Genomic DNA, 14910 nt, shown 5'->3' with positions numbered 1-14910 from the left:
CTTGCACCCTTCGTGGGGTTTGCTGGCCGAGCGGGATCCCCAATTTCTCACTCAATTACTCACTGTACTGCTGCGGTCTCAGCGCTGGGAAGCGTCCGGATCCAGCTCAGGAACATCGACCGGGAGCGAAACGAAGTGTGCTTCCTCAGGTCGCGGCCGTGGAATGCACAGGGTCAGTGCACCAGCCAGCAAGGTGGCACCGAGGGCTATCGTGTAACCCAGTTGAAATCCCGCCGCCGTGGGTGCAGAGTGTCCGGCGCCGGATGCGGCCAAAATTGCGCCCATTACGGCGGCCGCGCTACTGGTGCCTAGTGAACGCATCAGAGAGTTCAAGCCATTCGCGGCGCCTGTTTCCGTGGGTTCCACAGCGCCCATAATCAGCAATGGCATGGAGGCGTAACCAATGCCGATGCCAGCCCCTATCAGCGCGTTTGCCACCAGAATATGCCAGATTTCTGAGGATGCCAGCAGCGCCAAGGCGTAGGCGAAAGCGATGATGATGGCGCTGACCACCATGGTGGCCCGGCCGCCTACATTGCGGTTCAGCCGGGCGGCCACTGGCGCCATGGCGACCTGTACCAGACCAGCCGGGGCGAGGATCAGGCCAATGGATATCAGTGACTGGCCAAGTCCAATGCCGGTGTCCGTGGGCAGCTGGAGCAGCTGGGGAAAGAGGATCTGCGAGGAGAAGAATGCAAAACCGAGGACGACCGAGGCGAGGTTGGTCATGAGCACGGCCGGCCGTGCGGCCACACGGAGGTCAACGACGGGGTTTTTGAGTCGGAGCTCAAAAATTCCCCAGACAATCAGCAGCACAATGCCCCCGGACCCCATGAGCAGTGTCGCCGGTGATGTCCACCCCCACACATTGCCCTGCGCTACGGCCACCAGGACTCCGGAAAGACCGACGGAGAGACCGGCTGCGCCAATGTAATCGAAGCTGCCGGCCGCGAACTCCGTATCCTTGGGCACAATCAATGCCACAAGGATCAGTAATGCCAGGCCCAGCACCGAAGCGGTCCAAAACAGAGCGTGCCAGTCCAGGGTCTGCGCAATCGTGGCACTGATAGGCAGGCCTAGTGCGGCACCAAAGCCGAATGACCCGCTGATTAGGGCCACCGCCCCGCCAACTCGCTTCGCCGGCAAATGATCCCGCAGCACCGCAATGCCTAGCGGAATGACACCAGCCATCAGCCCCTGCAAGGCGCGCCCCACTAGCAGTAACGTCAGATCAGTTGAGGCGGCTGCCAGAATGTTCCCGATGATCAATGCGAGCAGTAGGGCCAAAATGATCTTGCGCTTGCCGAAGAGATCGCCCAACCGCCCGGAAATGGGAGTGACAACGGCCGAGGTAAGAAGCGTAATGGTCACCACCCAGGCTGTGGCTTCTCTTGGAGCGTTCAACAGTTCTGGCAATTGAGCCTGAATGGGCACCACCAACGTGAACATGAACGATGCGCAGGCGCCAGTGACTGCCAAAACGGCAACGAGTGGCCACGACCGGGTGACGATGGCGGAGGGTGCTGTGGTTCGCATTGCTTCCTTTGATGCCGGCATGAGGTGGTGAGGATGGTGCCCCGATGGGTGAGCGCTCTGTGGATGAAGCTATCTATGGCAATCGGATGCCAGTACTCCCTTATTCCCATTGTCGCCTCTGGTTCACACTGTGGACCAGGGGTGCGCCGTGCGTCAGCCGCCGAGTCAGGCAGGGGATCAGCGTCAGACTCGGCGGCACTCCGTCTGACTCGAGCAATTGCGGCGTAGTCCTCGAACCAGCTGGGCATCCCGATCTGGTTGGTCAAGGTGATGGCTCCGATCATGACCGTGTCCAACGACCCAGCCTGGCCGCCAAGCACGTTCTACCCATTCGCTCTCACCTCAGCGTTGGCACCCTCAGCATTGGCACAAGGGCCGTTCTGGAGCTTAGGGTCGGTTCCGTGGTCACTTTCGATGACCCCACTGGAGAGAGCTTTGTGTTCTTGTCAACTTTCTTGATCAACCACAGCTTGACCGCAACCATTGAAGTGAGCGTCGATGTCAGCAGCATGAACGGTAGCCACACAGAGACCGCGCAAATGTTGCATGATGCGGATTTCCATGCAAAAGGACACCGTGGAAGAACCACTGCGGGTGACGCCTCGCAGCGACGAAACAGCCGCCATCAGCGCGGGAACCGTCACAATTACCCTCCCTCACATGTCCTGGATGGCACTAGCCCTACTGTAAGTTCAGATCCGAACTCTCAAGCGAGGGAGTTAGCAGTGCTTGCGAACTGGCTCATCGCCGACTTTACGACTCAGTGATTCAATCCAACCGTCGGTGGGTTCACCACTCGGTAGGGACGTAGCGAAGTTGCCTCAGTGGTGAGCCACGAACCATCTCTCTTGTAGTCTCACAGCCCAAAGCGCAAAAGGTTAGTCGTCAGAGACCGTAATGGTGACCTCGATGTTTCCGCGTGTGGCATTGGAGTAGGGGCAGACCTGATGAGCGGCATCGGCCAGCGCCTGAGCAGCGTCGTGCTCCAGCCCCGGAAGGACAACTTCCAGAAGAACGGAGAGTTCAAATCCGCCTTGGCCGTTGGAGCCCAGGTGGACCTGCCCGCCCACTGAGGAGTCGGCGATGTCCACCTTTTGCATGCGGGCAACCATCTGCAGTGCCGAATGGAAGCAGGCCGCATAGCCAGCGGCAAAAAGCTGCTCGGGGTTGGCTCCCGCCCCGGACCCACCCATGGACTTCGGGATGGCAAGGTTCAAATCAATGCCGCCATCGGAGGAGCGGACGTGTCCGTCACGGCCAGCTCCGGTAGCAATGGCTTCGGCGGTGTACAGGGGTGTCATGGGGGTGCCTTTCGTAGACATCATTTATAAGGAAAAGTGGGGGATGGATCAGGGCTGCTGATCCAGAGTCACTGTTAAGCCAATGCGCGCATACCCTCGGTGATGCGATGCAGCTCCTTGACCAACGCGCGAGCCTGTTCGGCGGAATCGAAGCCATAGGCGCCGCGGAGTACCTTTAAGGCAACAAGCACCTCCTTCAGTACCGAAGTCCCCGTCTCGGTCAGTGATGCGGTGACCACGCGTTCATCGGGGGAGGTGCGGGCCCGGCGCACCAGTCCACGTTCGTCCAATCTGCGCAAAACTGGGGACAACGTCCCGGAATCGAGGCTCATGCGTTTGCCAAGATCGCCAACGGTCAAACCCTCAGTCACAGTGCTGATCTCTAGCAGTGCAATGTACTGCGTATACGTCAGCTCCCATGGTTCCAACGCAACTTTATGAGCCTTGGCCACCGCGTTCGACGCGGAGTAAATGGCGAAGCAAACCATGGAATCGAGGTGGTATTCATTCTCCAACATAACTTGATTGTACACAATTCAATTGTGCACAACTAATTGAAGCAAAATAACTGCGTCGGCAGCCGTGCCCCCTTTTTAGAACTAGACCAGATAGCAGAACTAACCCAGAGTGCTGAACTACACCAAGGAGTCTTGCCACGCCCCGTGTAACGCGGCAAAACGTCCGCCGCCCGCGATCAATTCCGCGGGGGATCCGTCCTCCACGATGCGCCCATTGTGGACTACCAGGACCCGATCTGCCATGACAACGGTGGAGAGTCGGTGCGCGATGATCAGCGCCGTCCGGCCCGTCGCGCCCGCTCCGGCACCCGTGGCAGCAGCACCGCCCTTAGTGCCGTCCCCACTTTCAGCGCCCACAGTACCCAGCAGCTTCTGCAATCCGGCCTGAACTAGCCGTTCCGACGGGATATCCAGCGAAGAAGTGGCCTCGTCAAGAATGAGCACTGCAGGATTGGCCAAGAAAGCCCGGGCAAAGGAGATGAGTTGCCGCTGTCCAGCTGAGACACGGCCACCGCGCTTGTTCACATCCGTGTCGTAGCCCTCCGGCAGGGTGCGGATGAAGTCATCGGCGCCCACATCGCGGGCGGCGGCCTCGATCTGGGCCCGGCTGGCACCCGGGTTACCCAGGGCAATATTGTCGGCTACCGTGCCGCTGAACAGGAATGCCTCCTGCGTCACCATGACCACAGCACGGCGCAAATCGGCGGTGGAGAGTTCACGCAACTCCACGCCGTCGAGGGTTAACGAGCCGGCACTCACGTCATAGAAACGGGCCATCAGTTTGGCCAACGTGGACTTTCCGGCGCCGGTGGCACCCACCACGGCCACCGTCTGACCGGCCGGAATATGCAGATCCAAACTGGGCAGCACCACGGGCCCGGTGCCGTAACGGAACTGGGCACCAGTGAAGCGGATATCGCCACTTGCCACCGGCAGCGGGCGGGGATGCCGCGGCGGACGCACGCTGGGCACTTCCTCCAACAAGCCAGAGACCTTTTCCAACGCAGCCTGGGCAGACTGGAACGAGTTATAGAACATGGCCATCTGGCTCACCGGTTGGAAGAAGCGTTTGGTAGCCAGCAGCAGGGCCAGCAGAGCGCCCACTTCCAGCGCGCCACCGAGCACACGGAAGCCGCCGGCGAGCAAAACAACCGCCACAGCCACATTGCCAATCAGCACCAACCCGGGCTGGAAAATGCCGTTCAAGTTGATGGAGGTGACGGTCACGCGGCGGTAATCCTCGGCGAGAGCATCGTACTTGGCCGCGTTCTCCTCCTCGCGCCGGAACGCCTTGACCGCACGAATACCCGTCATGGTCTCGATGAAGTGCACAATTAGCGCCGCGGACACCACACGCGAGGAGCGGTAAGCGGCCTGCGAACGCTTTTGGTACCAGCGCGAGAGCATGAACATGGGCACCGCCGACGCCAGTACCAGCAAGCCCGTGATGGGATCCAACGCGAAAATCGACACAGCCGTCAACGCCATGAAGACCAGCCCCGAGGCTAGCGAGGAAATCCCGGAATCAAGCAGTTCGCGCAGGGCCTCCAAGTCTGATGTTTGGCGCGAAATGATGCGCCCAGAGGTGTACTTCTCATGAAATTCCATGCTCAGCCGCTGCGTATGCCGGAAGACCTGAATGCGCAGATCCAGCAGCATCGCCTGACTCAGCCGCGCGGTCGCCGTCAGATACGTCGCCGTCAGCCAAGAACTGAGAAGCGCAGCCACAATGTAGCCACCGCCGGTGACAATCAGCGGCAGGGGATTTGAATCGGGCTTCGCGGTGAGCGCGGGCAGCGCCGTATCAATCCCGTAGGCAATCAGCAGCGGACCGGCAACTTTCGCCGCCTGGGACAGCACCACGAGCGCCACGGTGATGGCGAATCTCAACCGCACCGGACGCAGCAACGCACCCAAGAGCTTCACGGATCGACGGCGCACGGCACGGCTGGCCTCGCGGCTCAGATCTACCCGATCCTCATCCGTGGTGCCCTGCGGCGCTGCTTTTGTGGTTTTCAGCTTGCCAGCTTTAATGTTCGACGTCGGAGCGTCCTTGCGCTTCTTGCCGCGGCTCATGCGCGAGCTCCCTTGGGTCGGTGCGCCTGCGCGTGTGCGTCTGCCGGTATGTGGCGCTCGGAACCAAGGTCATCCGGTAGTTCGTCATCTGAATCGCTGTCCAGATCGCGGGGTTCCTCCGTCAGACTAGCCAGCACATAGCGGTAGTGGCTGTTTCCAGCCAGCAGTTCGGCGTGGGTACCCACGGCTGAAATACGGCCATCTTGTAACAAGGCCACCCGATCGGCCATGGCCACAGTGGATGGGCGGTGAGCCACAATCAAGGTGGTGGTGCCCGCCAATTCTGAACGCAGCCGGCCGCTCACACGCTCTTCGGTGTTCACATCGAGCGCCGACAACGGGTCATCCAACACCAAGACGGCGGGCTTGGCGGCTATGGCACGGGCCAGGGCAATGCGCTGCCGCTGGCCACCGGACAGGCTGAGCCCTTCCTCGCCAATCAAGGTCTCCACGCCGTCGGCGAGAGAATAGGTAAATCCTGCTTGCGCCACATCCAAGGCCCGTTCCAGCACCTGGTCTTCGGATAATTCGGGGTGATTGGCCGCGCCCAGCAAAACGTTTCCACGTACCGAATGGGAGAACAGGGTGGTGTCTTCAAAGGCAACGGAGACGTGCCGGCGGAGCTCGGCCAGAGGCAGCTGACGGATGTCGGTGCCATCGAGGAGCACCGTGCCGGAGGTGACGTCATAGAGCCGGGGCACCAGATTGAGCAAGGCACTTTTGCCGCTGCCGGTCACACCCACCAGCGCCATGGTTTCGCCCGCCTGCAGCGTCAGGTCGATCCCGTTCAGTAGATCGGGGGTGCCGTCCGGGCTGTCTGGGAAGCGGAAATGAACGTCCCTAAATTCAAGCTCGCCGCGCACCTGAGTCAATGATGCCGGGGACTGCGGATCGGTGATGGTGTTCACGGCGTCCATAACTTCAAAATGTCTGTCCAGGGCGGTTTTGGCCGCAAACGTCATGGCGAGCAGTGGGCCCATCGATTCCACGGGGCCAGCCACCACGGCAGCCGTGGCGAAAAACGCAACTAAGGCTCCGACGTCGAGCCTTCCCTCCGAAACCAACAGGATGCCCACCACTAGGCCTGCGCCCAAGGCGAGCTCGGGCAGCAGCGAGACCACCAGAGAGAAAATGGCGAGGGATTTGGCCTTATGAATTTCGGTGGCCTGCAGCTCCTGCGCCTGCGAAGCAAATGAATCCAATGCTTCCTGACCGCGGCCAAACGCCTTCAGCACGCGGATGCCATGGACGGATTCCTCCACGGTGGTGGCTAAATCCCCGGCCTGATCCTGGCTCTTGCGGCTGACCCTGCCGTAGGAGCGCCGGAAGCGGTAGCCGAAAATGACGATCGGCACGGCGGCAGCGAGGAAAATCAGGCCCAATTCCCAGCTCATCGAGAACATAAGCACCACGCCAATCACCACGGTCAGCGCCGTCACTACCAGCATGATGGCGCCAAAAGCCATCCAACGGCGCATAAAGTTCAGATCGCTCATGGCCCGGCTCAGAAGCTGTCCGGAGCCCCAGCGATCGTGGAATTCCACGGCGAGTTGCTGCAAGTGCCGGTAGAAGGAGGTGCGCATGCGCGTTTCTACGGTGCTGACCGGGACCAGCACAAATTGCCGGCGCAGGGCGATCAGGCCTGCTTCGAGGATGCCCAGAACCAGAACGACGGCGGCCCCAATCCACAGTGCCTGCGCTCCGTTGCCGGGCTGGAACGCTGTGTTGACCAGGGATCGGTACACCTGCGGGATGGCCAGGGCCACGGCGCTGGCCGCGAGGGCTGAGAGGAATCCCCAGATGAGTGGCCACATCATGGGCCGCAATTGTGGGGCCAGCCGGCCTAGGGAAGTCCATAGTGTGGTGGTGTCGTTGTTCGCCATGCGTTGCTGTAACTGCCCCCAGATAAGGATTCGTTCTTGGAGTTTTCTACCCTACGCCAGTGCTGTTGGGCGCAGCTGACAACTACCGGGCTCCAACGCGTGTCAACGAATGTTCCCCACCGCGGTTAGTCAGCGTGACACTTAGGCGTTGACGGCCTGTGCGGCTGGTTGCGGTCGTGGCTTTGCGTGGTGCAGGGCGATCTGTCCCACTGCATGGCGAAGGCCATAGCGACGGCCCAGAGTCCAAGAAGTGATTCCCGGAAGTATTGAGTAATACTGCAAGCACCATGGCGTGTAACTCTCGAGGCTAATAGGCTGTCGCACGGGCCTGAACATTCAGGCTCAGCAGACAAAATGGGGAGCACGCCATGGCTTACATCACAGTGGGAAAACAAAACAGCACAGACATCGAGTTGTACTACGAGGACCACGGAACGGGTCAGCCGGTGCTCCTGATTCACGGCTACCCGCTGGACGGTCACAGTTGGGAACGCCAAACGCGTGAACTGTTAGGGGCAGGCTACCGTGTCATCACTTATGACCGCCGCGGTTTTGGACAGTCCAGCAAGGTCACCGACGGATACAACTACGACACCTTCGCAGCAGATCTGAACACCGTCCTTGAGACGCTGGATCTAAATGACGTGGTGTTGATCGGCTTCTCCATGGGTACAGGCGAATTGGCTCGGTACGTCTCGCGCTACGGACATGCGCGAATCGCCAAGCTTGCATTCCTTGCATCGCTGGAGCCGTTCTTGGTGGACAGCGACGGTGTCCCGCAGCAAGTCTTCGACGACATTGTCACGCAGGCCAAGGATGACCGCTTCGCCTGGTTCACCAACTTCTTCGCCAATTTCTACAACCTGGATGAAAATTTAGGTTCCAGAATCAGCCAAGAGTCCGTCACAGCCAGCTGGAACACGGCAGCACGAAGTGCGCCGGTGGCCGCCTACGCAGTGGTGCCGGCCTGGATTGAAGATTTCCGTGGCGATGTGGAAGCCGTTCGTGCCAGTGGCAAACCAGCACTGATCCTGCACGGCACCAAAGACAATATCCTCCCCATCGATGTCACTGCCCGGAAGTTTCGCCTGGCGCTGCCTGACGCCGAGTACGTTGAAGTCGAAGGAGCTCCCCACGGACTAATCTGGACACACGCGCAGGAAGTCAATGCCGCACTCTTGGCTTTCATCAGCAAAAGCTGATCACTAGCAACTGGCACGGCGTTGTAAACTTCAAAAGACTTTCCACGACAACGCGACAACGCGACAACGAAGAATACAAGGAGTTTTGGTATGGCCGGTGGCCTCGTAGCACTACTGGATGACATCGCAGCACTGGTGAAGGTCACCGCCGCGTCTCTGGATGACATTGCAGTGGGCGCAGCCAAGGCCAGCGTAAAGTCTTTGGGTGTGGTGGTTGACGATGCTGCTGTCACACCGCAATACGTTGCGGGTTTGTCACCGAAACGTGAACTCCCCATCATCTGGAAGATTGCGGTGGGTTCCATCCGGAACAAGATGCTTTTCATCTTGCCGGTCGCCCTATTACTCTCGCAGTTTGCTCCGTGGGCTCTGACACCGATCTTGATGCTCGGTGGATCCTATCTGGTGTTCGAGGGCGCTGAAAAGATCCTTGAGGCGATGGGCGTCCTTAAACATCATGGGGCTGACGGAAAGGACGGGGTCCGTGATGAGAAGACCATCATCAGTGCTGCCGTTCGCACCGACCTGGTGCTGTCGGCGGAAATCATGGTCATCTCCCTCAACGAGGTAGCCCATGAGAGCTTCATTAACCGGACGCTGATTCTGATCCTGATTGCCCTCCTCATGACGGTAGGTGTCTACGGTGTAGTTGGACTGATCGTAAAGATGGATGATATTGGCCTGCACATGGCCAGCAAGACCTCGACCGTTTCGCGCAAAGTTGGCCGCGGACTGGTCAAGGGAATGCCGATTCTGATGTCCATCCTGAGTAAGGTCGGTATTGTTGCGATGTTGTGGGTCGGTGGCCACTTGCTGCTGGTGGGCATGGACGAACTGGGCTGGCATGCCCCTTATGGCTTCGTTCATCATGTGGAGATATTAGTCCACGACGCCACCGGTTCCGCAGGTGCGGTGTTGGGCTGGCTCGTGAATACCGCCTTCTCCTGCTTAGCTGGTTTTATCGTGGGCTGCGTCATCACCGCTGCGGTTGTCGGCATCAACAAGCTCCGTGTAAAACACTAGCCCTGAGGTTCACTGCGTTTCCCCAGATTCAAAGTTTCCCTAGAGTCAATGCGTTGTGGGCGGCTCGAAGGTGAGGGCCAATTCAATAAGGAGCCGCGTACCAAAAGCTGTAGGGCCACGCGGGATCCACCTGCTGCTGGCAGGTGCCTGAGCGGTGCCAGCGATGTCGATGTGGGCCCACGGTTTTCCGGAAACGAATTCCTGCAGGAAGAGCCCGGCGGTGATGGACCCCGCGTTAACACCGCCGATGTTTTTCAGATCTGCGATATCGGAATTGAGATCGGCTCGTAGCTGCGGTGGCAGCGGCAACCGCCACACGGGCTCGTCCGCCGCCGGAGCAGCGAGTTCCACCTGTGCCAGGATGCTCTCATTGTTGCCCATGATCCCGGCAATTTCGGTGCCAAAAGTCCGCAGACACGCTCCTGTCAACGTCGCGATGTCCACAACGGCATCGACCCCGGCCTCGACAGCCAACACCAGAGCGTCGCACATGACTAGGCGTCCCTCGGCATCAGTGTTGAGGACTTCCACCGTCTTGCCGCCGCGGGTCAAGGTGAGTCATCTCCTTGTGGGACAGCGGCCATGGTGCGTTCGGCCTCGACAAGGTGAGGTTCGACGTCGTCGAGCTCGCCGGCCGCCATCAGGCTGAAGGCTCTGAACACTGTCAGCACCGGGCTGAGCCGCACTACCTCGTACGGCAACTCATCGAGCCAGCCGAGAAAAAGGGCATCGCGCCGCTCGCGCCTAATTTGGGTCGCGGCCATCTCCATAAGGTGCGCGGCCCGATCAAAGTTCTTTGCAGCGAGGGCATGCCCGATTGCTTCCGCCGCCATTGCCTCACCTTCGAACCAGTGACTCGCGCGCTCATGCAACTGAGGAATCAGTTCCGGTTCTTCGCTGAGGAGCCGGGCACGGAGCATATCGGCGAACAGGCGGTGGTATCGGTACCACTGGCGCTGATGATCGAGGGGGATCAGGAAGAGATTTTCTCGCTCCATGGCCGCGAGCATACTCTCCCCGCTCACCCCGCTGGTGACTGCATCGCCACCCATCACAGCGTCGCACAGTGGACCGGTCAATCGATCAAGAACGGAGCTGTGAAGCAGGAAGGAGCGGATTTCCGCGGGCTGTTGTGCCAACACTTCCTCGAGGAGGTAGTCCAAGATGTACCGGTCGTCGCCGGTGAAGCGGCCGATGAATCCAGCCACGTCCGCGTGTCCTTTGAGCGATAGGCTTGCAAGCTGAAGTGCCGCGATCCAGCCCTCGGTTTTGTCCGAGAGTGCGGCCGCTTCCGCAGCCTTCAAATCAACACCGTGCACGGCGTTGAAATATTCGACGGTTTCCTCGGCGGTGAGGCGGAGATCCGCGGCGCGAATTTCCAGAAGCTCCTCTCGAGCCCGCCACCGCGAGAGTGGAAGGTCCGGATCTGCGCGGGTGCTGATGAGCGCATGCACAGAAGGCGGAAGATGCTCAAGCAAGAAAACCATGCCTGTAGCTATCTCACGGTTATCGGCTAAATGGTAGTCGTCGAGCATCAGCCAGAGCTCGTGCTTTGGGGACTCTTTCTCGGACTCCGGCGTTGAATCGCTGCCGTGCAGTTTCTCGTGCCGTTGACCATCCGGTACCTCTGACCAGGAGGCGAGCCCCTGCAACACGGTGATGAGGACCTGCTCAACCGGCAAAGGCGATGATGTCAACTGTTCCATCACGCCTGCAGCAAGCCCGGGAACTGCTTTTTGGAGAGCGGTCACGACCCCCGTCCAAAAAGTCGCTGGATCACGGTCAGAGACGTCCAAAGAGAGCCAGGCTAAGGCGTTCTCCTCATCGAGCATTTGAGCCAAACAATCGGCCAAGAAAGCTGTCTTTCCGAATCCGGCTGGCGCGGAGACTAGTACCAGTTTCGACGCGGTACTTTGACGCAGCACTCCAGTAAGCCGGGGACGTGACAGGAATCCGCTCTTGAGTGCGGGAGCGAATAGCTTGCTGGCCATGATTTCAAGTGCCACCAGAATCCCCTCCTCGGCACACGCGAGAGATGCTGAAATTCCACCTCATACCCAAGCCTAAAGCCATGAAGGCAGCTATGCTTTGTTTCAATTCCATGGACATTTACTGTTGGCTGTAGTCGTTTCTTGGATTGCTCACTTCCTCTCCAATGTGGTTACCCATCTGAGCGAGACGCCTGAGGGGTCGCCGCGTTTCATGGAATCTTCCAAGTACGCCCTGAGCCATTCGGCTGGTCTTCTGCTGGCGGCGATTATTCCCTTAACGATTGCCCTTTTCGGCGTTTTGGATCTGGTTGATGACGACACCGCCGTCTGGGTTGCTCTCTGGGTAGATGTAAGTTTGCTGGCTCTTTTTGGATTCCTCAGCTCCTGAAGATGGACCCGCAAGCTGCACTATCGCTTCGGGGCGGCGCTTGTGACGACGCTTCCGGGTGTTGGCATCGTGTATCTCAAGGCCATGATTCACTAGTGTTGGGCCCGTGGGGCTATCTCGATGCTTGCGGTTTCGGTATATTCGCCGGTAACAAGGCAGTATCGATCAGGAAGTATCGATCAGGAATGGGAGAAAAGGCATATGAGTAGTTCAGAAACGCTTCATCCCTTCGTGACCCCGACGGTGCAAGTGAGCCGACTCTTCGAGTCTCATGACGCCCAAATCTACGCAAAGCTTGACCTGCTCCAACTGTCCGGCAGCACTAAAGAGCGCACGGCTAATGGTTTGATCGAAGAACTGCTCAGTTCTGGCCAGTTAGTACCTGGCGGCATGATCATTGAATCGACCTCGGGAAATTTGGGTATTGCCCTAGCCCGGCAGTGTGTTGTGCGAGGCCTGCGATTCACGGCAGTGGTCGATGAAAATGCCAACACTGTGGCACTAGAACTTATGCGGGCCTATGGAGCCACGGTCGATCTGGTGGAGACTCCTGCCGACGGAAATAAACTCGCCGCCCGCCGCCGCCGCGTGCGGGAATTGTTGGTGGCACACCCTGGATCCGTGACCAGCAACCAGTATGGCTCGCCGGCCAATCCACGGGCACACTTCGAGTCCACCATGCCCGAAATCATTGCCGGTTCCGGCGGGAACTTGGACTACCTGTTCATCGCGACCAGCACCACCGGAACACTCTTGGGATGTCAGAACTACATTCGCGAACATGAGCTGGACACCAAAATTGTTGCAGTGGATTCGGTAGGTTCTGTTCTTTTTGGCGGGCAGTCCGGGATCCGACGACTTCCCGGTCTCGGTGCCGGTGTTGTGCCGGAACTTGCTGCTGGAGCCGAGCCGGACCTCGTCTTTGCGATGGAGGAAATCGAGATGGTGCGCGGCTGCCGGCTGCTGGCCCGCCGGGAAGGAATCCTGGCGGGGGCCTCCACCGGGGCCATCGTTGCTGCCATGGGCAAAGTGCTGCCAGACCTTGAACCAGGCAAACGCATTGCCTTCATGGTTCACGATACCGGGGTGCCCTATCTGGAAACCGTCTACAACGATGCGTGGGTGCGCGCCACTTTGAATGCGGATCCCGAACCTGAGCCAGAACCACAGTCAAAGCCAGAATCAGGGCCAGCAACCGAGCCGGGGCAGGCCGCCAACCCCGAAGAAGTCACGGCTTCATGATCCGAATTGCTGTGGTGGGCGGGGGACCCAAAAGCTTGTTCGCACTGCTTGCACTCAATGATCTGATTCCGCCCGGCTCAAGATCGCGTATCCGGGTGGACGTCTACGACCCACACCCTCCCGGCTCAGGCAGTGTGTGGCGAGAAGCCCAGCCCCAGGCGCTGCGCCTGAACGTGAACGCTGGCATTGTGGACGCCTCCTCAAGCCTCACCAGCGAGAACTTCGCTAATTGGGTGCACCATGCCGCGCCTGAGCTGAGCGGTGAAAAGTATCCGCCACGGGCCTTGGTAGGCCGCTACCTGCGAGAACAATTCGAGTTCTTGCGCCAGCATGGAAACGTTACCGTGAGCCACCGTCCCTACGTCGTGACCGGCGTCGAACGGTTGGGCACTCAATGGATGCTCAAGGGACCCTTCGGAAGCTCAACCTATGAGGAGGTGCTGTTGGCAACTGGGCATGGGTTGGGCGACGCTTCGCCTAGGCGACCTCCGCCCCTCGAACTCCTGCCAGGCGCGCTGAATCCGCACCCGCTGATCGGCAACTATAGCTCCTTGACCACCGCGGCTATCCGGCCGGAGCAAAGCGTGTGGATCCGCGGCGCCGCGCTGACGGCCTACGACGTGGCGCTGCTCCTCACCGAAGGCCGCGGCGGCTCGTGGCAGGGCCTCACGAGCGGGGCGCAGCTAGGAAAATTGCGTTACATTCCCAGCGGACGCGAGCCACAGCGCATCACCTTTGCCTCACGCAGTGGCCTGCTCATGGACCCCAAGAGCGAGACTGTGTCGCCCGCCATTACTGCCTGCCTTGAGCGGTTCAAGCCTCAGTTGTGGCAGTGGGGTAGGCCTCATCAAGCCACGTCCGACGCCGGACGGTTGGCTGGGCTGTGGGCAATTCTGTTGCGCTGTGCTCAAGAATGTGCCCAGATCATGGGTGTGCAGACGAGTGCCGTGACGCTGTGGCGTACTGCGTTGACTGGTGTGTCCGTAGCTGCTGAAAGTGGCGCTGCGTGCATGACGAGCTCACCTGGGCCGGCAAATTTGGCGACAGAAGATTGGCTGCCAGAGGACTGGGCACCAGCGGAACTGCTGCGCCACAGTCTTTTGGCCAACCATTTTCTGGCACCACTCACCACGGGTTGGCTGTGGGCCCGGGTGTGGTCAGGTCTGTATCCCGAGTTGGTTGCGGTGATGGATCGAAGCTCGCGAAGCCGCCAAGATTGGCGACAGTTTTTACGGGTAGCTGGCAACCTCGAACGCTTCGCCTTTGGGCCACCGGAACTCACTGCCCGTAAACTACTGGCGCTGTTCGACTCCGGCATTCTTCACATGACTCCTGCCAGTGAGGAGCCCGAACCGGGCGTAGTGCTCATTGACGCGGTGACTCCGAGTCCCGGCGTGCTGGGGGCACCGGCCCCGGACGGAGATCCCGTGAGTGGCTTATACCTGGGTCTGCTGCTGGACGGTCATGTTTCGGTCCGCCCTGGCGAGCGTGGCTTACTGACCGACCGGGACGCAACGTGCATAGCTTCCGACGGTTCCAGAACACAGTCGTTGGCAGCCGTGGGACGCCCCACCGAGGACCCCACGCTGGGTCACGACACCCTCAATCGTTCTCTGCATGGCGAACACCGACTGTGGGCTCAGCGAATCGCCGGGCACGTTGCGCTGAATGCCGCAAAGCCGTCACCCGCCACAGGGCCCCTCCCCAAACAACCCACACCAGCCGAAGAATCAGTACTGAAAGAGTGATG

13 protein-coding genes are annotated in these 14910 nt (G+C 59.7%); 6 read left to right on the top strand and 7 right to left on the bottom strand.

The genetic code is table 11. The annotated features are described in order from the left end of the window. Positions 1-78: 78 nt before the first annotated feature. On the bottom strand, positions 79-1536 hold the full coding sequence (locus AB0P14_RS09760; RefSeq protein ID WP_363841059.1) for an MFS transporter: 1458 nt from the start codon (positions 1534-1536) through the stop codon (positions 79-81). Between the two features lie 561 nt (positions 1537-2097). On the opposite strand from AB0P14_RS09760, the gene AB0P14_RS09755 reads away from it, so the two are divergent. After that, positions 2098-2226, top strand: a complete 129-nt coding sequence (locus AB0P14_RS09755) for a hypothetical protein (RefSeq protein ID WP_363841056.1) — start codon at positions 2098-2100, stop codon at positions 2224-2226. Between the two features lie 188 nt (positions 2227-2414). Here AB0P14_RS09755 and AB0P14_RS09750 read toward each other — a convergent pair whose 3' ends face one another. From AB0P14_RS09750 to AB0P14_RS09735, 4 genes are all read right to left on the bottom strand, one after another. Continuing rightward, entirely contained in the window at positions 2415-2837 is a 423-nt protein-coding gene (locus AB0P14_RS09750; protein WP_363841054.1) for an organic hydroperoxide resistance protein, read from the bottom strand. Positions 2838-2911: 74 nt separating this feature from the next. Further along, positions 2912-3355 carry a MarR family transcriptional regulator gene (locus tag AB0P14_RS09745; protein WP_363841051.1) on the bottom strand — a complete coding sequence of 148 codons (444 nt, stop codon included), beginning with the start codon at positions 3353-3355 and terminating at the stop codon, positions 2912-2914. Between the two features lie 117 nt (positions 3356-3472). Beyond that, positions 3473-5431, bottom strand: coding sequence for an ABC transporter ATP-binding protein (locus AB0P14_RS09740; protein WP_363841049.1), 1959 nt, complete (start codon positions 5429-5431; stop codon positions 3473-3475). Next, entirely contained in the window at positions 5428-7314 is a 1887-nt protein-coding gene (locus AB0P14_RS09735; RefSeq protein ID WP_363841047.1) for an ABC transporter ATP-binding protein, read from the bottom strand. The genes AB0P14_RS09740 and AB0P14_RS09735 overlap by 4 nt, the downstream gene beginning before the upstream one ends. Positions 7315-7682: 368 nt before the next feature. Between AB0P14_RS09735 and AB0P14_RS09730 the strand changes: the two genes are divergently transcribed. Further along, positions 7683-8516 (top strand): alpha/beta hydrolase, encoded by an 834-nt coding sequence (locus AB0P14_RS09730; protein WP_363841044.1) that lies wholly within the window; start codon positions 7683-7685, stop codon positions 8514-8516. 90 nt (positions 8517-8606) lie between these two features. Beyond that, on the top strand, positions 8607-9539 hold the full coding sequence (locus tag AB0P14_RS09725) for a DUF808 domain-containing protein (protein ID WP_363841041.1): 933 nt from the start codon (positions 8607-8609) through the stop codon (positions 9537-9539). 45 nt (positions 9540-9584) lie between these two features. On the opposite strand, the gene AB0P14_RS09720 is transcribed toward AB0P14_RS09725, so the two are convergent. Together AB0P14_RS09720 and AB0P14_RS09715 are read right to left on the bottom strand one after the other, a co-directional pair. Next, a complete protein-coding gene (locus tag AB0P14_RS09720; protein ID WP_363841038.1) occupies positions 9585-10091 on the bottom strand; it encodes a M17 family metallopeptidase in 507 nt (168 codons plus the stop codon). Continuing rightward, complete coding sequence (locus AB0P14_RS09715) at positions 10088-11545, bottom strand: hypothetical protein (protein WP_363841036.1); 1458 nt, start codon at positions 11543-11545, stop codon at positions 10088-10090. The genes AB0P14_RS09720 and AB0P14_RS09715 overlap by 4 nt, the downstream gene beginning before the upstream one ends. 196 nt (positions 11546-11741) lie before the next feature. Here AB0P14_RS09715 and AB0P14_RS09710 point away from each other — a divergent pair, with 196 nt between their 5' ends. The 3 genes from AB0P14_RS09710 to AB0P14_RS09700 all read left to right on the top strand — a co-directional run bounded on the left by AB0P14_RS09710 (position 11742) and on the right by AB0P14_RS09700 (position 14908). Further along, on the top strand, positions 11742-11918 hold the full coding sequence (locus AB0P14_RS09710) for a hypothetical protein (protein ID WP_363841033.1): 177 nt from the start codon (positions 11742-11744) through the stop codon (positions 11916-11918). A gap of 201 nt (positions 11919-12119) precedes the next feature. Further along, positions 12120-13160: a pyridoxal-phosphate dependent enzyme gene (locus tag AB0P14_RS09705; RefSeq protein WP_363841030.1), complete on the top strand. Its 1041-nt coding sequence runs from the start codon at positions 12120-12122 to the stop codon at positions 13158-13160. Then, positions 13157-14908: an FAD/NAD(P)-binding protein gene (locus AB0P14_RS09700; protein WP_363841027.1), complete on the top strand. Its 1752-nt coding sequence runs from the start codon at positions 13157-13159 to the stop codon at positions 14906-14908. The genes AB0P14_RS09705 and AB0P14_RS09700 overlap by 4 nt, the downstream gene beginning before the upstream one ends. The last annotated feature ends 2 nt before the right edge of the window (positions 14909-14910 follow it).

The sequence above is a fragment of the Specibacter sp. NPDC078709 genome (assembly GCF_040686795.1).
Lineage (GTDB): Bacteria > Actinomycetota > Actinomycetes > Actinomycetales > Micrococcaceae > Specibacter.
The sequence above is the reverse complement of the archived record's forward strand: the minus strand, read 5'-3'. Positions and strand labels throughout refer to the sequence as shown.